This window comes from Streptosporangium sp. NPDC000396 (assembly GCF_042898655.1).
Taxonomy (GTDB): domain Bacteria; phylum Actinomycetota; class Actinomycetes; order Streptosporangiales; family Streptosporangiaceae; genus Streptosporangium.
On sequence record NZ_JBIAZA010000020.1, the window covers coordinates 1 to 16907 of the forward strand.

At 69.7% G+C, this 16907-nt stretch carries 21 protein-coding genes and 2 pseudogenes; 14 read left to right on the forward strand and 9 right to left on the reverse strand.

The genetic code is table 11. The features are described from left to right. Positions 1 to 427 (reverse strand): HPP family protein (locus ACFY2X_RS29195; protein WP_389944107.1); only part of this gene is annotated, 427 nt, incomplete at its 3' end. After that, a complete protein-coding gene (locus ACFY2X_RS29200) occupies positions 427 to 1290 on the reverse strand; it encodes a universal stress protein (RefSeq protein ID WP_389944110.1) in 864 nt (287 codons plus the stop codon). The genes ACFY2X_RS29200 and ACFY2X_RS29195, both read right to left, overlap by 1 nt. A 445-nt stretch (positions 1291 to 1735) precedes the next feature. On the opposite strand from ACFY2X_RS29200, the gene ACFY2X_RS29205 reads away from it, so the two are divergent. From ACFY2X_RS29205 to ACFY2X_RS29220, 4 genes are all read left to right on the forward strand, one after another. Next, on the forward strand, positions 1736 to 2164 hold the full coding sequence (locus tag ACFY2X_RS29205) for an Hsp20/alpha crystallin family protein (protein WP_389944112.1): 429 nt from the start codon (positions 1736 to 1738) through the stop codon (positions 2162 to 2164). Between the two features lie 115 nt (positions 2165 to 2279). Beyond that, positions 2280 to 3029, forward strand: a complete 750-nt coding sequence (locus tag ACFY2X_RS29210; RefSeq protein ID WP_389944115.1) for a TetR/AcrR family transcriptional regulator — start codon at positions 2280 to 2282, stop codon at positions 3027 to 3029. 105 nt (positions 3030 to 3134) lie between these two features. Further along, entirely contained in the window at positions 3135 to 4112 is a 978-nt protein-coding gene (locus ACFY2X_RS29215) for a VOC family protein (protein ID WP_389944118.1), read from the forward strand. A gap of 209 nt (positions 4113 to 4321) precedes the next feature. Beyond that, positions 4322 to 5182: a universal stress protein gene (locus ACFY2X_RS29220; protein WP_389944121.1), complete on the forward strand. Its 861-nt coding sequence runs from the start codon at positions 4322 to 4324 to the stop codon at positions 5180 to 5182. Positions 5183 to 5297: 115 nt separating this feature from the next. Here the strand turns inward: ACFY2X_RS29220 and ACFY2X_RS29225 are convergent, their stop codons facing one another. Then, a complete protein-coding gene (locus ACFY2X_RS29225; protein ID WP_389944124.1) occupies positions 5298 to 5516 on the reverse strand; it encodes a hypothetical protein in 219 nt (72 codons plus the stop codon). A gap of 41 nt (positions 5517 to 5557) precedes the next feature. Here ACFY2X_RS29225 and ACFY2X_RS29230 point away from each other — a divergent pair, with 41 nt between their 5' ends. The 3 genes from ACFY2X_RS29230 (at position 5558) to ACFY2X_RS29240 (ending at position 7685) form a co-directional block, all read left to right on the forward strand. Next, positions 5558 to 6622, forward strand: coding sequence for a cobalamin-independent methionine synthase II family protein (locus ACFY2X_RS29230; RefSeq protein ID WP_389944127.1), 1065 nt, complete (start codon positions 5558 to 5560; stop codon positions 6620 to 6622). A gap of 62 nt (positions 6623 to 6684) precedes the next feature. Continuing rightward, positions 6685 to 7098, forward strand: a complete 414-nt coding sequence (locus ACFY2X_RS29235; RefSeq protein WP_389944130.1) for a hypothetical protein — start codon at positions 6685 to 6687, stop codon at positions 7096 to 7098. A gap of 248 nt (positions 7099 to 7346) precedes the next feature. Further along, positions 7347 to 7685, forward strand: a complete 339-nt coding sequence (locus tag ACFY2X_RS29240; RefSeq protein ID WP_389944132.1) for a hypothetical protein — start codon at positions 7347 to 7349, stop codon at positions 7683 to 7685. 30 nt (positions 7686 to 7715) lie between these two features. Here the strand turns inward: ACFY2X_RS29240 and ACFY2X_RS29245 are convergent. Continuing rightward, a pseudogene (locus ACFY2X_RS29245) lies at positions 7716 to 7853 on the reverse strand (IS5/IS1182 family transposase); the annotation flags it as partial. A 114-nt stretch (positions 7854 to 7967) separates the two neighbouring features. Here ACFY2X_RS29245 and ACFY2X_RS29250 point away from each other — a divergent pair. Together ACFY2X_RS29250 and ACFY2X_RS29255 are read left to right on the forward strand one after the other, a co-directional pair. Further along, positions 7968 to 8513: a hypothetical protein gene (locus ACFY2X_RS29250; RefSeq protein WP_389944135.1), complete on the forward strand. Its 546-nt coding sequence runs from the start codon at positions 7968 to 7970 to the stop codon at positions 8511 to 8513. Between the two features lie 129 nt (positions 8514 to 8642). Then, positions 8643 to 8771, forward strand: coding sequence for a hypothetical protein (locus ACFY2X_RS29255; RefSeq protein WP_389944138.1), 129 nt, complete (start codon positions 8643 to 8645; stop codon positions 8769 to 8771). 16 nt (positions 8772 to 8787) lie between these two features. Here ACFY2X_RS29255 and ACFY2X_RS29260 read toward each other — a convergent pair whose 3' ends face one another. The 3 genes from ACFY2X_RS29260 to ACFY2X_RS29270 all read right to left on the reverse strand — a co-directional run bounded on the left by ACFY2X_RS29260 (position 8788) and on the right by ACFY2X_RS29270 (position 10916). Then, positions 8788 to 9249 carry a DinB family protein gene (locus tag ACFY2X_RS29260; RefSeq protein WP_389944141.1) on the reverse strand — a complete coding sequence of 154 codons (462 nt, stop codon included), beginning with the start codon at positions 9247 to 9249 and terminating at the stop codon, positions 8788 to 8790. A gap of 171 nt (positions 9250 to 9420) precedes the next feature. Beyond that, positions 9421 to 9858 (reverse strand): DUF2000 domain-containing protein, encoded by a 438-nt coding sequence (locus tag ACFY2X_RS29265; RefSeq protein WP_389944144.1) that lies wholly within the window; start codon positions 9856 to 9858, stop codon positions 9421 to 9423. Next, positions 9855 to 10916 carry a Glu/Leu/Phe/Val dehydrogenase dimerization domain-containing protein gene (locus ACFY2X_RS29270; RefSeq protein ID WP_389944147.1) on the reverse strand — a complete coding sequence of 354 codons (1062 nt, stop codon included), beginning with the start codon at positions 10914 to 10916 and terminating at the stop codon, positions 9855 to 9857. The genes ACFY2X_RS29265 and ACFY2X_RS29270 overlap by 4 nt, the downstream gene beginning before the upstream one ends. A gap of 114 nt (positions 10917 to 11030) precedes the next feature. Between ACFY2X_RS29270 and ACFY2X_RS29275 the strand changes: the two genes are divergently transcribed. From ACFY2X_RS29275 to ACFY2X_RS29285, 3 genes are all read left to right on the forward strand, one after another. Next, positions 11031 to 11540 carry an Lrp/AsnC family transcriptional regulator gene (locus ACFY2X_RS29275; RefSeq protein WP_389944150.1) on the forward strand — a complete coding sequence of 170 codons (510 nt, stop codon included), beginning with the start codon at positions 11031 to 11033 and terminating at the stop codon, positions 11538 to 11540. A gap of 3 nt (positions 11541 to 11543) precedes the next feature. Next, positions 11544 to 11774, forward strand: a complete 231-nt coding sequence (locus ACFY2X_RS29280) for a hypothetical protein (protein WP_389944153.1) — start codon at positions 11544 to 11546, stop codon at positions 11772 to 11774. Positions 11775 to 11853: 79 nt separating this feature from the next. Then, the gene (locus ACFY2X_RS29285; RefSeq protein ID WP_389944156.1) at positions 11854 to 12525 is read left to right on the forward strand and encodes a shikimate kinase; all 672 of its coding nucleotides are present in this window, start codon (positions 11854 to 11856) and stop codon (positions 12523 to 12525) included. Positions 12526 to 12592: 67 nt separating this feature from the next. Here ACFY2X_RS29285 and ACFY2X_RS29290 read toward each other — a convergent pair whose 3' ends face one another. Next, positions 12593 to 13942: a carotenoid oxygenase family protein gene (locus ACFY2X_RS29290; protein WP_389944159.1), complete on the reverse strand. Its 1350-nt coding sequence runs from the start codon at positions 13940 to 13942 to the stop codon at positions 12593 to 12595. 219 nt (positions 13943 to 14161) lie between these two features. On the opposite strand from ACFY2X_RS29290, the pseudogene ACFY2X_RS29295 reads away from it, so the two are divergent. Continuing rightward, positions 14162 to 14337: pseudogene (locus tag ACFY2X_RS29295) on the forward strand (IS5/IS1182 family transposase); the annotation flags it as partial. A gap of 38 nt (positions 14338 to 14375) precedes the next feature. On the opposite strand, the gene ACFY2X_RS29300 reads toward ACFY2X_RS29295, so the two are convergent. After that, positions 14376 to 15755, reverse strand: a complete 1380-nt coding sequence (locus tag ACFY2X_RS29300) for an MFS transporter (protein ID WP_389944162.1) — start codon at positions 15753 to 15755, stop codon at positions 14376 to 14378. Positions 15756 to 15848: 93 nt separating this feature from the next. Between ACFY2X_RS29300 and ACFY2X_RS29305 the strand changes: the two genes are divergently transcribed. Beyond that, on the forward strand, positions 15849 to 16901 hold the full coding sequence (locus ACFY2X_RS29305) for a DUF5937 family protein (RefSeq protein WP_389944165.1): 1053 nt from the start codon (positions 15849 to 15851) through the stop codon (positions 16899 to 16901). The last annotated feature ends 6 nt before the right edge of the window (positions 16902 to 16907 follow it).

Here is a 16907-nt window from a genome sequence, read left to right on the forward strand (position 1 = left end):
TCAGCTCCGGTGTCCCCTGCCGCTCGGCGAGCCTGCCGGCCACGGCCCGCAACACGTCGGTGGTGGTCACTATCCCCGTCACGATCGCCGACTCGTTCAGGACCGGGATGGCGTCGACACCGGCGCCGACCATGGCCGCCGCGGCCTCGGCCAGGCGCGCCTCGGGTGAGGTGTGCGGGCAGCGGCGATCGACCAGCAGCGTGTGAACCGGCACGCTCGACTGTTCGGCCGGTCCGCCCGACCACTGCGTGGTGAGGTCTTCACGGGTGAGGATGCCGCACAGGTGGCCGTTGCCGTCCACGACCGGCAGGTGGTGGATGTCCGCCCGGCGCATGATCTCCCAGGCCATCAACGGCGACTCGTCGGGGCCGACGGCGACCAGGGACCGGCTCATCACCTGGGCCACGGTCATGTTCTGCACGTCCATCACGTCTCACCCCGAGCGCGCACCACGGCGACCGGGCAGTGGGCGTGGTGCAGGACGCCGTGGCTCACCGAGCCGAGCACGGCCGAGCCGATCGCGCCCAGGCCGTGTGATCCGACGACGGCCAGGTCCGCGCTCTCCGCGGCCTCGCGGATGACGGCGACGGGATGCCCGCACACCACCGTCTCCCTGACGTCGACCTTGGGATACTTCTCCCGCCAGGGGGCCAGGGCCTCGGTGGTCATGCGCCGCTCGCTCGCGAAGATCTCCTCTTCCAGGGAGGGGAGGTAGGCGTACGGTCCCACGACGGGCGTCTGCCAGGTGTGGATCGCGTGCAGCCGGGCCTGGCGCCGGGTGGCCTCCTCGAAGGCGTACTCCAGTACCACGGCCGAGTGCGCCGACCCGTCGAACCCGACGACGATCTCCCCGTGCGTTCGCTCCTGCGGGCCCCTGACGACCACGACCGGCGCCGCCACGTGCCCGGCCAGGGCGAGGGAGACCGATCCCAGCAGCAACCCGGTGAACCCGCCCAGCCCTCGGCTGCCCACCACCACCTGCTCGGCGTCCTCGGCCTCGCGGCGCAGCACCGCGGCGGCCTTGCCGGTCTCCAGCAGGGTGCTCACCTCGACCCCCGGGGCACGCTCCCGCGCCAGATCCGCCGCCGCCTCCAGCACGCCCTGGCAGTGCTCGCTCACCGAATCGCGAAAGCCCGGCGGCGTCTGAAGCGGGATGTCGTAGGCCCACGGCTCACAGGCGTGCACGACCCGCAACGCGCACCCGCGCCGCGCGGCGTCCTCGGCGGCCCACCCGACCGCGGCTTTGGACGCGGGTGAGCCGTCTACGCCCACCACCACATGCGCCGTCATATCTCCTCCTCAGGTCTGCCTCCATCTGACCGCTTCGCGGCGTTTCCCGCAGCGGCCGAAAGACCCGGTCGGCCGGGACTTCCGGCCCCTGTTCTCAAGGCCTTTCCCACGGCAAGGCCTTCACGGCGGGGAACACGCCACGCCCGTGACCGCTTCGGCCGCTCGCGAACCGGTCACGACCTGGAGGGTCTCCGAGGATTGGCCCGGCGGAACCTATCGCCCGGTCAGGATTGTCCTGATCACTCCCCGTGTGGCGGCCGCGGGGCCGGCGGCCTCCTTCTGCGACCTCCTGCGGGCCCGCCGGACGCGGGCGAGGCCGGTCATGAGGGCGGCGTGGCGGCAGGCCCAAAGCCCCTGCCATCGGGGACTTCCGCCCCTGCGCCGGAGGCCGCCGCGGAGGTGGGATGAACAGGGCAGGAACATCTGATGGGACACGGAGACACCCATGAACATGCCGATGCGTCGCGAGCCGCGGGGCCTGTTCCCCGAGCTGTTCAACTGGCTGGAGTGGCCGTTGTCCACCGCCCGGTCACAGGCCTGGCAGACCATCCGGTTCGAGGACTACGTCAGGGACGGCCGGTACGTCCTGCGTGCCGAGCTGCCGGGCATCGATCCCGAGAAGGATGTGGAGATCACTCTGGCCAACGGCGTCCTCACCATTCACGCGGAGCGGCACGAAGAGCAGAAGGAACAGGGGCAGAGCGAGTTCCGGTACGGGACGTTCACCCGCTCCATCACGCTCCCTCCCAGCGCGGACGAGAACGACGTCAAGGCCGTCTACGACAAGGGGATTCTCGAGGTCAGCGTGAAGCTGGCCGAGAAGAAGCAGGAGGGGAGGCGAATCCAGATCGAGACGCAGGAACAGGAGAAGTGACCGTCCGGCCGGGCCCGCTTTGCCACGGGCGGGCCCGGCGCACGTCCTGGAAACGGCGCCGGTACAGACGCAGGCAAGGAAGTAGTGATGGAAGATTGATGACCAAAGTGCTAATTTGGTCACGAGTCATCAGTCATCTGATTGGGAGATCGTGGCCGAACCCGAACGTGTCGACCAGAGCATCCGCGCCGACCGGATTCTCGACACCGCCAAGGACCTGCTGCTGCGCTGGGGATACCGGCGAGTGACGATCGACGAGATCGCCAAGCGCGCCGGTGTCGGCAAGGGCACGGTGTACCTGCACTGGCGCACGCGCGAGCAGCTGTTCTTCGCCGTCGGAGCGCGAGAGGCGGCCGCGATGATCGACGCGGTGGTGGCCGCGATGCGGACCGACCCCACCGAGATCGCGCTCCACCGCTACATGCGCAGGTTCTTCCTGGAGGCGATGCGGCGGCCCGTGCTGCGCGCCATCTTCACCAGGGACGCCGAAACCCTGGACAAGTTCCTCTCCAGCCCCGCCAGGAAACCACTGGAAAGCGCCAAGCTCCTCGCCTCACGCGAATATCTGGCCGCACTCGCCGAAGGCGACCTGCTGCGTGAGGGCCTGCGCCCGGAGGATCTGGACTATTCGCTGCCCACCATCGTGTTCGGCTTCTTCGCCATCGAGCCGCTGCTTCCGGCGACCATCGAGCTCGGTCTCGAGGACAAGGCCGACCATCTGGCGGACACCTTGCGCCGGACCTTCGAGCCCGCAACGCCGCCGCCCGCCGTACGATTCGCCGCTGTCGCGGCGAAGGTGATCGAGATCTTCCAACAGCTCGCCCACGACTATCGGGCCGCGGCCTACAGAGCCACCGGCGACTGACTCCGTGAGCCTCCCCGGCGCCATGGCGACACCGGGCGTAAGGCCCTGACCATCTGACGAACGACGAACTCACAGCCGGCAACAGGAACGGGAGGCGACCCGAGCATGGGGCACGACATCAGCGGCCTGCATCACGTGGGCCACGTGGTGCGGAACATGGAAGAGGCACTTGCGCGGTACCGGCAGCTGGGCTTCACGCTGCCGCCGCCGTCCTACCCCACCATGCCGAAGGCCGCAGGCGAACCACCGGAGCCGTTCGGGGCGGCGAACACCCACGTGTACTTCCCGCGCAACTTCATCGAGGTGGTGACTCTCGTCGGCGACGGCGGAACCGACCGCATCCCGGCCGACGCCCACCTGGTCCCGCTGCGCGTTCCGGACGACAAACTGCCCGGGCTCCTGGCGGCCATCCGCGGAACCGCGGCGAACCTGACCGCGTGCCTGAAGCGTTTCCAGGGGATGCACATCGTGATGTTCGACTCACCCGACATCGATGGTGCCGCCGCACGACTGGAGGCGAACGGCGTCGGCCACGGCGGCGTGCACACCGTGCAACGCCCGGTCGAAACCGTGGGCGGAACGCGGATGGTGCCGGTCCGCTACCTGGAAATCGACAGTCATGAGCCGGGAAGAGCACGAGGTCGCGTGCCGGAGGGCAGGGTCGGGATCGCCGAGAACGGGACGCTCGACGCGCAGCGGCACGTGGATCATCCCAACGGCGCGGTCGAGCTCGTCCAGTGCATGATGTGCGTGGCCGACGCCGAACTGCCCGACATCGAACGACGTTACGAGAACTACCTCGGCCGCCCGGCGCGGAGCGAGGGGTTCGCCCGGACATTCGACCTCGATGATGCAAAGGTCACTCTCGTCCCCGAGTCAGCCCTCGCCGGCCTTCTGCCGGGAGAGCACGCACCAGGCCTGCCCGCGTTCGTCGCGTACGCGGTGTCCGTACGCGACGCCGCCGCCACCGAACGCTTCCTGCGCGCGAGCGGAGTCCCGCTCGCAGAGACGGCCGCGGGGGAGATCTTCGTGCCGGCCGACGCGGCGCTCGGCGTCGCGATCATCTTCCGCCAGGCGGGCTAGGAACCCCATCCCCCGCGGCGGCCACCGCAAACCGTGATCGTCGCGCACCGCCAAGACGGCCTCCGGGCGGGCCCGGCTCCCGTCCGCCCGGCGCCTGTGCGTAACCTGAACTGAGACGGCAGACGCACAGGACACCCGATCCCCGGGCCCGCGGCAATGCGAACCTCCGGCATCCCGCCAGCGGCTCGGGAACACGAGAGGCGGCAACCGTGGCAAGGCCGATCGTCGTAGGTGTCGACGGATCGACACCCTCGGTCCATGCTGCGAGCTGGGCCGGTCAGGAAGCCGCGCTCCGCGGCGCCCCGTTGCGGCTCGTCCACGCCGCCCTGCGGTGGGCCCACGACGTGCCCCTCGCCCCGCAGCCTCTCAGCTGGGGGGCGGGCGCGGAGGCCGCGGCACAGGAGATGCTCCACCAGGCGGCCGTTCACGCCCAGGCGGGCCGGCCGCATCTGGAGGTGGCAACCGAGATCGTCGACGGCGGAGCGCCGGAGGCGCTCGTCATCGCCGCCGAGGGGGCACAACTGCTCGTCGTGGGAAACCGGGGGCGCGGCGGATTCGCCGAACTGCTGCTGGGCTCGGTGAGCCGGTACGTCACCGCCCGGGCGTCCTGCCCGGTGGCCGTCGTCCGGCAGCCACACGCCGGTGAGCGCGGCGAGATCGTCGTGGGCGTCATCGGGCAGCCCGGCGAGGAACCCGTCCTGGACTTCGCCTTTCGCGAGGCCGCGCTGCGGCGTGCCACCCTGCGGGCCGTGCACGCCTGGCGGCACCCCGCCACAAGAGCACCCGGGGACATCCAGCCTCTCGTCTACGACGTCAAGGGTGTCGGCGAAGAGGAAGCGCACCTGCTGGCCGAGGTCCTCGCCGGGTGGCGCGAGAAGTTCCCCGACGTCACGCTCATCGAGCACGTCGTTCACGAACACGCGGCGAAGGCATTGATCGAGGCGTCCGCGGACGCCGACCTCGTCGTCATCGGGGCGCACGGCGGGGCGCGCGCCCCGCTCGGTCTGGGAGCCATCGCCCACGCGGTGCTGCACCACTCCCACGTGCCCGTCATCACCGTCCGCCACTGAACGTCCGGGCGGACCGGACGTACTTGATCCGCACCCTCTACCTACTGGGCCACGGCGACTGCCGGCGTGAGGAGGGTACGCATGCTGCTTCTTGGGTGTGGTCACGCAACATGGGTTAGCAGCCCCGTGCGGACGAGTAGGCGATCTCGCCGTTGAGCCCGCCCTGGTAGCCGGGGCGGGCGTCGGGAGCCGAGGAGGATCCGCACAGGATCGAACGGCAAGGCGGGGAGATCGAGCCGGCCCGCCTGTGGCCGATCCGGCCCCCGGTCGGCGCCGCGGCAAAGCGGCCCAGGTGATCGCAGGTCAGGCTGCGCGGGCATGATCTGACGCCCATGAGTGATTGATTAAGCACAGATCGTTATCTAGGCTCACCGCATGGGCATCCCCACCGAACCTATCGGAAGCATCCCCCGACCCCCCGCTCTGCTGGCCGCGCTGGTCGATCATGCCGCAGGCCGGATCGACGACGCCGCGCTGGCCGCCAGGCAGGCCGACGCGGTCGCCGACACGATCGCGCGGCTGGAGCAGACCGGCTCTCCGGTTCTCGTCGACGGCGAGCAGGCCAAACCGAGCTTCGCCACCTATCCGATCACCGGGCTGGACACCCTCAGCCCCGACGGCGCGGTCATCCCCTTCGCCGACGGGCACACCCGGCAGCTGCCGCGCCTGACATCGGGGCCGTTCCGCTACAGCGTGCACGCCGAGACCTATCTGCGCCAGGCGCAGCGCCGTACCCGCCTGCCGGTCAAACAGGCGGTCATCGCCCCTTCCGCCTTGAGCCTGCTGTATCCGGCCGACGGGATCGCCGGCTACCCCCGCAAGGTCTTCCTGGACGACCTGGCCGCCGAGGCCGAGGCCGACATCCGCGGCTGCCTCAACGCGGGTGCCCATGTGGTGCAGCTGGACTTCACCGAGGGACGGCTGTCGCTGAAGCTCGACCCCACCGGCGGGCTGCTGGAGGACTTCGTCACCCTCAACAACCAGGTGCTGGAGCGCTTCACCCCGGCCGAGCGGGCCCGGATCGGCGTGCACACCTGCCCCGGCGGCGACCAGGACTCCACCCACAGCCTCGACGTCGACTACGCGGGCCTACTTCCGCGGCTCTTCCAGCTGCAGGTGGGCAACTTCTACATCCAGCTGGCCAGTGAGGCCGACCCGGCCCGGGTGCTGGGCATCATCGGCGACAACCTCCGCCCCGGCGTGAAGGTCTTCGTCGGGGTCACCGACCCGGTCGACCCGCGAGTGGAGACACCCGAGCAGGTGCGTGACCGGGTGCTGGCAGCCGCCCGGCACATCCCGGCAGAACAGCTGGGAACCTGCGACGACTGCGGCTTCTCCCCGTTCGCCGACGACACCTCCACCTCGCGCGAGATCGCCTTCGCCAAGATCACCGCCCGCGTGCAGGGCACCGCCCTGGCCTCTGAGGCCCTGGGCGGTTAGGCGAGCATGCCTCGCCTGTCGTGACGGCAGGCGAGGCACGTCCGCTACAGCGGCCTCGGCTGGTGTCCGACGCGGCTGCACGCGCCGCCGAGTCCCACAGCGCGCTCCACGCCACCGACGCGCCGCGCGACCAGGGCACCGCGAACCTGCTCCGCGCGGCCGAGGTCGTGGGAGCCCGCCGCTTCCTCGCCCAGTCGTTCTTCCTCGGGTACGGCTATCGCGACCACGGCACCGAGCCGCTGACCGAGGAACACCCCTTCGCACTGCCCAGCGGCCATCGCGCCTTCGACCGGCGTATGCGGTCGATGCGCGCCAACGAGGAGCAGGCCCTCGGCCCCCCGGCATCGACGGCGTCGCCCTGCGTTACAGGATGTTCTAAGAGGCCACGCGGATTGGTGTGGATGGAGGCTGTCTGCGGGCTGGGCCAGGACTTGCCCACTCGGGCTGCCGGGGTTCTCGAACGTGACGCTGCGTAATTGAATGCGTCATCGCCTGGTGTAGTTCTACCGATCCCGCCTCCGCCGAAGCCGTCCGCGACCGCGAGACAGGGCTGAAGCCCCATTTCGGAACCGTCGACTGGACGGCTCCGCCCAGCTACCGGGCCTTCCTCGCCGAGCACAACACCTTTGCCGGTAAGCGCTGGGACGTCTCATCCAACAGGTACATCGAGTTCGTCGTCGTCGGTGACGATGCCATCGTTGCGCTGAACTCCGATCTCGTGCATATGCCCGAGCAGGTGGACCGCGGCGACGGCCGATGGCTGTCCACCAACCATCTGGTCGGCTTCGCCCTCGCCGACGCAGACAACGAGGCGGTCTGGTGCTTCGATGTCACCCAGCCGGACGCAGACGGCGAATATCCGGTCTACTACCACCACTACGACGATCAGGAAGGGCGCGCACGCTACGTTGAGGGCGGGGACTGGGAGGACCTGGCCAGCTCCACCCCGGACTTCCCCACGTTCGGCGCCTGGCTGGACGCGATGGCCAACGCGTTCACCGCGTCTGAGCCACCGAGCTGGTTCGAGCAGCTGGGCTCTCCGGGCTTCTACCCGGGGCTGTAGGAGGCCGTACGGATAGGGGTGCGGTCATGGGTCGAAGATGATCCGGTCGCTGGTGCGTCGGCGGTGGCAGCCGAGTGGATGGTCCGGGTGGTATTCCGGCCGTGCGGGCAGCAGGACCGCGAATTGGTCCCAGAGCGGTTCGGTGAGCCATGATGGCAGCGCGGGCACAGGTCTCCTCAGTGATCACAGAGTGTCGCAACTCCGTGATCATCTGGACCATGTGCCCTTTCTGTTGCTGGTGTCCCCAACCGTGCCTATCCGTGCGACCTTTAAATGGGGGGGATGACGTACTCACGCCAAGAGATCATGGAGCAGCAGGCCGACATCATCCGGCGCCGCCGGCGCCGCCGGGCGGACCGGCTGACGGCCTACGAGATCCCCTTGCGCGAGGACGACGACCTGCGCAGCGGTTACGACGTCATCGCCCTGTTGCGCGCTGTGCTCAGCACCCCACGCTCGCTCGGCGCCGGTGTCGGCGCCGTGATGGGCATGCCCCTCGTCCGGGTGGACCCCGCCGTCGTCGAGCCCGCCGAAAACACACCGGACGATCTGACGCTGAGAGTGGTGCGCACCCTCGTCCACCCCTTCACCGAAGATCGTCCCAAGCCGCTCCTTCTGGGCTTCCTGTTGCTGGGCTCGGACCGGCTGCGCCTCTACCTGGAAAGCCCGAAGGCCGGGCCCGGGACGACCGCCGTGGACCTAAGCCTGTCGGGTGCGCTCACCGCGCTGCTGACCGCACTGCCCTCTCTTATCGACGAGCAATATCGGACCCGGCCGGCTGGCGACGATCCGCACTGCGCACGCGTGGTCGACCTCACCGACTGGTAGATCAACCTCACGGTATGCGTACGAACGAGAGCCGCCGCTAACCCACTCCGCCGCCACGCGCCGGTTCGCCGACAACGACCCCGCTGAGCATGAGATGATCAAATTCAACTCGCTGCTGGCCAACTGGTCATGTACAAGACCACGCTGGACATGTCGCTGGTGCTCAGCCAACTGCGCGGCGAGGGACAGGCGGTCCATCGCGCCGACGTAGCCATCATGGGGCAGGGCGACAGGCTCCGTGGCGCGAAATCGGCGTGACTTCACCCGTGAGCCCTCACACACCCATTGCTCCGTCGATGCGTTCGCGGAGCAGGTCGGCGTGGCCGTTGTGCCGGGCGTACTCCTCGATCATGTGAATGAGCACCCAGCGCAGCGACACCGTTCCGCGCCATGCGTCCTTGCCGGTGATGTCGAGGTCGGCAGCGGAGGTGACGTAGCTGTCGGCGAAGGCCACCTCCTCCCGCCAGGCCTGCCAGGCGGCGGTGATGACAGCGGGGTCGGCTACGGCGCCGTCGAAGTCCTCGTCGGGGTTATGCTCGGAGGAGAAACGGGCAGGTGCGTCGTGCCCGGCCATCACCCGCCGGAACCAGCGGCGCTCCATGTCGGCCAGGTGGCGGACCAGTCCGAGCAGCGAGAGCGTGGAAGGCTCCACCGACCGCCAGGCCAGTTCGGCGTTCAGGCCCACGCACTTCAGCTCCAGCGTTGCACGGTGCGAGCTGAGAACGTCGAGGAGCATGCTCCGCTCGTCGCCGGTGGCGGAATAACAGAAGCGACGTTCATGCTCGCTGGCGAAGAATTCGGCTCTTCTGCTACGGCCAGAGTTGCTCAAGATCAATAATCCTTTCCTAGTTCACGGCGGTGAGGAGTCGCCTGCCGCGCGGGCCGGGCCGTGACCGGTGGCGTCCGATCAGACGTGCAGGGGAAGGCGCTTGGTGAGGGCGGTCACGCGGTTGCGTGGCCCGAACACGGCGACGGCCACGAAGTCGACGTCCTCTGCGGACGTGGTCTTCAATGTAGCGAGATAGTCGTTGTAGTCACGGGCGCGACGGGCCACCTCGTTGAAGCCCACAGTGATCAGGTCCTGTCGGGCCTGGGCGCGCTCGTGCAATTCCCGCAACTCGTCGGCGGAGGCGGTGAGCACGGGCACCGGGTGGGGGTTCAGGCCCGCGTGGGATCGGCCAGATGCGTCGATGCCGTCACTGCCGAGTGGGTGGCCCAGGCGTGCGCCCAGGCTAAGCCCGACCACCGCCGCCGCGTTCACCGCCAGCGCGGGCTCGAGGTCGTCGCGGACGACGAGGACCAGCTTCGTGGCCAAGGGCATGGTGGATCTTCCGTTCTCGCTCATGCGGATGCGTGTCGCGGGGTGGAGGGAGGGCCGTCGAGGCGGAGCCGGGCCAGTTCCGTCGCGGCCTGGGCGGGTGTCATCTGCCGGTGTTCCGCCGTGTCGAGGAGGTGGGCGACGGTGTGCTCGATGGCCTCGACGCGTTCGCGTGCCTCGTCGGGCGTTTCGTGGTGCAGCTCCAGGGTGAGCGCGTTGATGACTCCACCCGCGCTGACGACGTAGTCGGGCACCCAGACGATGCCGCGCCGATGCAGGAGGTCGGCGACGGCCGCGGTGGCCAGCTGGTTGTTGGCTGGCCCCACTATGGCGGAACAGCGCAAATGCGGCACGACGTCCCCGGTGAGGATGCCGCCGAGCGCGGCCGGGACGAGGATGTCGGCATCCGCGATGAGGGCTTGCTCTGGCGAGGCCCAGGTGGCGCCGAGTTCCTCACTTGCCGCTCGTTTGGCGGGGTTGATGTCGCTGACCAGGAGCTCAGCTCCCTCATCGGCGAGCAGGCGTGCCAGCCGCATGCCGACGCTGCCCAGTCCCACCAGCGACAGGCGCACGCCTGCGAGCACCTGCGTGCCGTGGAGGCGTCGGCTTACCGCGCGCAGTGCCGCCAGCGTGCCGAGCGCGGTGGCCGGCGAGGAGTCGCCACTGCCGCCGTGCTGTGCCGGCCTGCAGAAGACATGAGGGGTGCGCTCACCGATAACCGCCATGTCCTGTGGAGTCGTTCCGACGTCTGGACCGGTCGCATAGGCCCCGTCCAGTGACGCGATGGCGTCGGCCACGTCGTCCAGCACCGCGCGGCGCATGGCCGCGTCCAGTTCGGCCCCCTGAGGCACGGCGACGACGGTCTTGCCGCCGCCGTTCGCCAGCCCGGCCACGGCGCATTTGGCGGTCATGCCGGCCGACAGGCGCAACGCGTCGGCGAGGCCGTCCTGCCAATCGGCGTAGCGCCAGAGCCGGAATCCACCTACCGCCTGGCCGAGCGTGGACGAATGCACGGCGACGATGACAGGCAGGCGCGAGCGCGGTCCAGTGCGGATCAGGACCTGTTCGTGGTCGAGGGCGGACATGTCGTCGAACCTCCGTGTTATACGAGCGATGTTTCCGCGCAAGTATTGGACATCCAGCCGTGTGATGGAGTTCTGGCCGTACGTATGATCGGAATAGCTGGCAGAATCCCGTACATGGACGAACTTGATTCGGAGATCATCCGGCTTCTCCAGACGGATGCGCGGCAGTCCAACCGGGAACTGGCACGCAGACTCGGCGTCGCGCCCTCCACCTGCCTGGAACGCGTCAGGGCGCTGACCCGCCGTGGCGTCATCCGCGGCTACCACGCCGAGATCAACCCGACCGCGCTCAACCGCGGCGTCCAGGCCATGGTCTCGGTACAGGTACGCCCCCTCAGCCGCACCGTCATCGATGCCTTCCAGGCCTCCGCGAGCGCCATGCCGGAAGTGCTCAGCGTGTTCGTGCTGGGCGGCGGTGATGACTTTCTTCTCCACGTCGCCGTCCAGGATCTCGACCACCTGCACGCCTTCCTGCTCGACCGGCTCAGCAAGCGCCGGGAGATCGCGGGCTTCCGCACCTCGGTGATCTTCCAGCAGGTACACGACGCCGCCCCCACCAGGCTCCCCGACGTACCTGACCGCCCACAGCCGCCTGCCAGGAAGCCCTCCACCGCAACGACCTGAAATGTGCTGCTGGACGCCCACACCGCGCTCGGCGGGCCGGACACCGGCTGGGAGCTGCACGAGTTTCGGCATTCGGCACTGCCCCATCTGGGCGAAGGCGGCGCGAGTCTGCTCATGCTGATGGCCGAGTCTCGGCACAAGAAGACCGAGAACGTGCGCCGCTACTTTCATCCTTCTCCGGAGGCGATCGCCGAGGTCACCAGCCTGCTGGGCCCCGGTGACCGCCTCCGGTGAACGGCGGGTCTGGCTCGGTTGGTGCACTGGATGTTCGTCCTCAACGCCCGCCGGGCAAGCACCCGACAGGAGCTAACGAATGCACTCTGCACTGCACGAAGGGACTTCCCCCAGCGTTTGGAGGGAACGGTTGAGCCACGTCTACTGGATCGGCGGCGGCAGCGGGTCCGGAAAATCCACCATCGCCCGATGCATTGCCGACCGGTATGGGATGCGTCTGTACGATACCGACGCGGTCATGCCCGACCACGCTCGCCGCATGCCGGTGGAACAAGCTCCTTACCTGGGCAAGTTCGCTGCCATGGACATGGACGAACGCTGGGTGGCCAGAAGTCCGCGCGAGATGCTCGATACCTTCCACTGGTTCCACGGCGAAGGATTCAACCTGATCATTGAAGACCTTCTCGCCCTCCCCGCTGACCGGCTGGTGGTCGCCGAGGGATTCCGGCTGCTGCCCGGCCTCGTCCAACCCCTGCTCACCGAAGTGGGCCATGCCGTGTGGCTGCTGCCGACTCCCCAGTTCCGCCGGGCGGTGTTCGACAGCCGGGGCGGACCGGCATGGGGATTTCTCGCCAAGACCAGCGACCCGCGGCGGGCGCTGCAGAACCTGCTTCAGCGCGACGCACTGTTCACCGACCGGCTCACCGAGCAGACCCGGCATCTGGGCCTCTACGGGCTCAGGGTGGCTTCCGGAAGCACCGAGGAAGATCTCGCACGGCGAGTCTTCGCGGTGTTCGGCCTTGAGGGATAGGTGGTCATGACGTGGGATTCAGCGGCTGTAGCCCATCGGGCATCTCCGGGAGACGGTACCCCGATGCTCAGGCCGGGATCCAGTTGCCATGGAAGCCGGCCGGGACGCGGACTGGGACATGCACCTCGGCCAGTGGCGGCGCAGCCAGGTCGGCGGCGTCCAGGATGGCCAGATAGCTGCGGTCGGTGGCCCGGTCGTGGGCGAAGGTCATCAGGTAGCCGTCGTTCTCCCCGGCCGCGCCCGCCGCCACGAACACCGCCTCGCCGCAGGTGTGCCCGGCCGGGAAGCGATGCACCGCCCGTACGCCGCCGTCGGCCAGGTCATAGGCGTAGATCTCCGACCGCTCCGGCTCGGCCTCCAGGGTGAAGCTGGTGGTGTAGCCGTAGCGGTGCGGCAGCCCGATCGCGCTGTCGGCGACACGCGGGTACTCGCTGGGCGCGTCGTCGATGGGGGCCTCCGCGACCGTGCCCGCGCGCGGGTCCAGGGTCCAGCGGTGCAACGTGGGCAGGCCGCCGCCGACGTCCTCGGGGCCGCCGCGCCACAGCGACGGCACCCGGGTGCCGGTGACCGTGATCGTGCCGGTGGCGGGGTCCTCGAAGGCATTCATGGTGTGCCAGACGTAGCACGGCGCGATGTCGAACCAGCGTACGGGCGCGTCGTCGCCGGCCGTGCGCGGCAGGACGCCGAACCTGGCCTGATGGGCGTCGTCCCAGTGCCATGGCGGTGCACCGGCGGCGGCCTGGGCCGCGTCGAAGACGACCGGCAGGTCCAGGAAGATCACGTGCTCGCGGGTGACGGCGAAGTCGTGCATCATCGTCGCCCGCGGCACGTCGATCACCCGCGTCTGCACCACTTTCCCCGCAGCGTCGGCGCGGTAGTACGTCAGGTACGGCGGGCGCAGCCGGTAGCCGAAGAACAGCAGCTCACCGGTGATCGGGCAGGTCTTCGGGTGCGCGGTCATCGGCGTCTGCAGCGCCCCGTCAAAGGTGTACGCCCCGATGGTGGCCAGGTCGGGCGTCACCTCGTACGGGAAGCCGCCCTCCTCCAGCGCGAACAGCCTGCCCGCGTGCGCGATCAGGTGCGTGTTGGCTGTGGTCACCCGGTAGTCGATCCGGCCCGTGCCGGGATCGAAGGCGAGGGCGAACCGGGACTCGCCGGGGTGCTCGTACAGCGGCGTGCGGACGTACCGGTTGCGGTACCAGCGCGCCCGGCCGCCGTCCAGCGCGATCGTGTGGATCATGCCGTCGCCCGCGAAGGAGTGCGGCGACCAGCCGGTGCGCGGGTTGGGCCCGTTGCGGAAGAACTGGCCCGACAGCTCAGCGGGGATCTCGCCCGTCACCTTGGCGGGCTCCAGCGTCACCTCCTCCGCGACCGGCGCGTTGTTGCTCGCGAGATGCAGCGGGACGGTCTCGGCCATGGTGGATCTCCTGCCGGTGTGGTCGGGGACGCCGACAACCATGCGCGGGGAAATCCGCGAAGAACAGTCTTGTTTTGCCGAACGCGGTCAGCCGCCCGGCATACGCGCAGGTCAGGGCGGCGCAAGAATCTTCGGCGGCAGGCTCGGACGGAGGTCGTGACGAGACCGGCGCGGGCACCCGGCTCACCGGTCCGGCCCGCTCCAGGCGGGCGATCAGGCGCGACAGCGCGCTGGCATATCGAGCGGACGAACGCCTGGCCCGCTGTTACGAACGACGAGCGCAGGTCGTGGAGGCCTTCTTCGACCTCGCCGACGCCATCATCACCGTCCGTAACCTGGTCCGCCGAGCCTGGCACACTCACCGCTGGGACGCCCGACCCCATCGACGCCGATGACCGTCACCTATCCGCGCGGCCTCTAAGGCCCGGAGACGTCAACCCTGCGGCTGATCGCACTGACCAGGCGACGGCGCCTGCCCGTACCCCGGCCTTCCGGCACGACCGCGCTCATCCACATCCACGATGCCGCCGCGGCGACCGTGGCCGCGCTCGACCGGGGACGCGCCAGGCGAGTGAGGCTCCGCCGTACGCGCGTCGGGCGGGGCCAGGCGGCGGACCCCGGCAGCGGCCAGGCCCGTGGCGGCGGCCAGCGCGATCCACAAGATCCCATGGCCGAGGGAGAACAGGGCGGTCAGGACGGCGGGGGCGAGCGCGCGGCCGATGCCCGTGGACAACTCGAAGCGGGCCAGCGCACGCCCGACGCGCCCCGGCGGGGCGGTCGCGATGACCAGCGCGGGCCCGCTGCCCGTGTAGAGGATCTCCCCGATCGTGTACACGACGGAGACCAGGGCGACGGCCGCCGCACCGGAGCTTCCCGTGGCCAGCGTGGCCAGGCCGTACAGGGCGTAGGAGGAGGCCAGGAGCAGTCCCGACAGCGCGAGCACCGATCTGCGGGGCCGGTCGGCGAGCCGGGTCACCAGCCAGACCTGCAACGCGATGACGAGCACGGTGTTTCCCACGAAGATCCCGCTTGACCAGGCCGGGCTCACGTGGAGCTGCTCGACCAGGACCGCGGGAAGCGCGACCTCCAGCACATCGAAGGTCAGCGCGTACGGCAGGTTCAGCAGATACAGCGCCAGCAGCCCCCGCCCGAGATTCCCGGAGCCCCCGGGCCCCGGGACGGCAAGGTGAGCCGTGGGGCGGGACGCCGGCGTGCGCAACACGAGCAGGGCCGCCACCAGGTAACCGGTCCCGGTGGCCACGGCGAGCGTCTTCAGCGCGGCGGTCCCTCCGGCGAGCGCGAGGGTGGCCAGCAGGGCACCCGCTCCCAGCCCGGCGTTGCGCAGCGCCCGTCCCGCGGCCAGGGCCGTGTCCCGCGCGCGCCCCTCGACCAGCTCGGTCACCAGCGCGGCGTGCGAGGCGGGCCAGACCTGTGCGCCCAGCCCGAGCAGGACGGCCGCCGCCACGAAACCTGCCGGGCTGTCCAGCACCAGCAGCGCGACCACCCCGCCGAACCGGGCCAGCATGCTGGCGACCACCATCGGACGGCCACCGGCCCGGTCGATCAGGCGCCCGGCGTACGGCAGCGCCGCCAGGCCGGCGAGCAGCCCGGCCGAAAGGGCGACGCCCGCGGCGGCCACGCTCATGCCGAGGGCGGCCACGCCGTACAGCAGGAGAAAGGGGCGCAGCAGACCAGCACCGAGGGCGTCCACGAGCAGGGCGGCCGAGTAGCGGCGGCTGCCGCCGACCGCGACGAGCGATTGAAACGTCTTCACGTCGACCACGGTCGTCGGCACCCCGGCGAAGGTCCGCATCAGTTGACGAAATCCATCAACCAAAACGGGCCCGATTGACGGGATCCGTCAACTGATGCCAGCACATGCCACGCGAAAGGGGAAAATACCGGGGTGAGCTTCACGATCGATGGCGTGATGGACGACCGCGTCACCTTCGGGCCGTCACCCCTCGGGGAACTGGCCGCCATGCTGCACGTGCTGGCGGAACCGGCTCATCACCCGGCACTACATTCCTGGGTGGTCACCACCGGCGCCTCCCTGCCGGCCGATCTCGCCGACCGCATCCATGCGGCCGATTTCCTCTGGCAGGTGGGACGCTCCGACTTCCTGGTCCCCTACCTCGTGCGCGAGAGCCTGAGGGAGGACCTGGACGACCTCGACGCCCTGGACGACGATCGTTTCCTCTCTGCCGCGCTCGTCCCGGCCTGCGGCACCCGCCGGGTCGTCGACGACGCCACCCAGATCCGGGAGGCGAGGGACCGGGCCGAGGCACGAGGCCCCCGGCAGGCCGCGTTCGTCGAATGGCTGTTCAGAGATCTCGCAGGTCTGCGCCACTGGCTGCGCAGGCTTCTGGAAGACTGCCACGACGCCTTCTTCGCCGACGCCTGGCGGCGCGTCCAGGTCTCCCTCGCCGCCGACGCCCGGCACAAGGCCGACCTCGCCCGGCGCAGGAGCCTGGCGGAGGCGGTGAGCGCGATATCGCCCGCGCTCAGCCTCCAGGCCGGACGGCTCACCATCGACAAGGTCGCCGACGCCCACCTGTCGTCCGCACACGACGGGATCACGTTCAGCCCGACCTCGTTCGGCTGGCCCCACCTCGTCGTCGTGCACAAGGAGGGCTGGCGGCCCGTGGTGCAATACCCCCTGCCCGCCCACCCGCTGCCCGGCCCGGTCCCGTTCGACACCGTCAGGCGCCGCCTGGAGGCCCTGTCGCATCCGGTCCGCATGCGCCTGTGCCGCTCCCTCGCCCGAGGCCCCCACACCACCGGGGAACTCGCCCTGATCTGGCAGATCACCGCACCCGAAGTGTCCAGGCACCTCGCGGTGCTGCGCCGGGTGGGCCTGCTGTCCACCCGGCGCAGGGGCCGCTACACCGAACACCATCTCGATCTGTCCGCCACCGCCCGGCTGGGAACGGACTACGTCGAGGCGGTCCTCCGCTAGGGCTCG

Excerpts from the sequence above, each read along its gene's own strand:
- ACFY2X_RS29200 (WP_389944110.1), bottom strand. The coding sequence starts at position 1,290 with ATGACGGCGCATGTGGTGGTGGGCGTAGACGGCTCACCCGCGTCCAAA.
- ACFY2X_RS29205 (WP_389944112.1), top strand. The coding sequence starts at position 1,736 with ATGAACATGCCGATGCGTCGCGAGCCGCGGGGCCTGTTCCCCGAGCTG.
- ACFY2X_RS29215 (WP_389944118.1), top strand. The coding sequence starts at position 3,135 with ATGGGGCACGACATCAGCGGCCTGCATCACGTGGGCCACGTGGTGCGG.
- ACFY2X_RS29225 (WP_389944124.1), bottom strand. The coding sequence starts at position 5,516 with ATGGGCGTCAGATCATGCCCGCGCAGCCTGACCTGCGATCACCTGGGC.
- ACFY2X_RS29230 (WP_389944127.1), top strand. The coding sequence starts at position 5,558 with ATGGGCATCCCCACCGAACCTATCGGAAGCATCCCCCGACCCCCCGCT.
- ACFY2X_RS29240 (WP_389944132.1), top strand. The coding sequence starts at position 7,347 with ATGCCCGAGCAGGTGGACCGCGGCGACGGCCGATGGCTGTCCACCAAC.
- ACFY2X_RS29250 (WP_389944135.1), top strand. The coding sequence starts at position 7,968 with ATGACGTACTCACGCCAAGAGATCATGGAGCAGCAGGCCGACATCATC.
- ACFY2X_RS29255 (WP_389944138.1), top strand. The coding sequence starts at position 8,643 with ATGTACAAGACCACGCTGGACATGTCGCTGGTGCTCAGCCAACTGCGC.
- ACFY2X_RS29260 (WP_389944141.1), bottom strand. The coding sequence starts at position 9,249 with ATGCTCCTCGACGTTCTCAGCTCGCACCGTGCAACGCTGGAGCTGAAG.
- ACFY2X_RS29265 (WP_389944144.1), bottom strand. The coding sequence starts at position 9,858 with ATGAGCGAGAACGGAAGATCCACCATGCCCTTGGCCACGAAGCTGGTC.
- ACFY2X_RS29270 (WP_389944147.1), bottom strand. The coding sequence starts at position 10,916 with ATGTCCGCCCTCGACCACGAACAGGTCCTGATCCGCACTGGACCGCGC.
- ACFY2X_RS29275 (WP_389944150.1), top strand. The coding sequence starts at position 11,031 with ATGGACGAACTTGATTCGGAGATCATCCGGCTTCTCCAGACGGATGCG.
- ACFY2X_RS29285 (WP_389944156.1), top strand. The coding sequence starts at position 11,854 with ATGCACTCTGCACTGCACGAAGGGACTTCCCCCAGCGTTTGGAGGGAA.
- ACFY2X_RS29290 (WP_389944159.1), bottom strand. The coding sequence starts at position 13,942 with ATGGCCGAGACCGTCCCGCTGCATCTCGCGAGCAACAACGCGCCGGTC.
- ACFY2X_RS29300 (WP_389944162.1), bottom strand. The coding sequence starts at position 15,755 with ATGCGGACCTTCGCCGGGGTGCCGACGACCGTGGTCGACGTGAAGACG.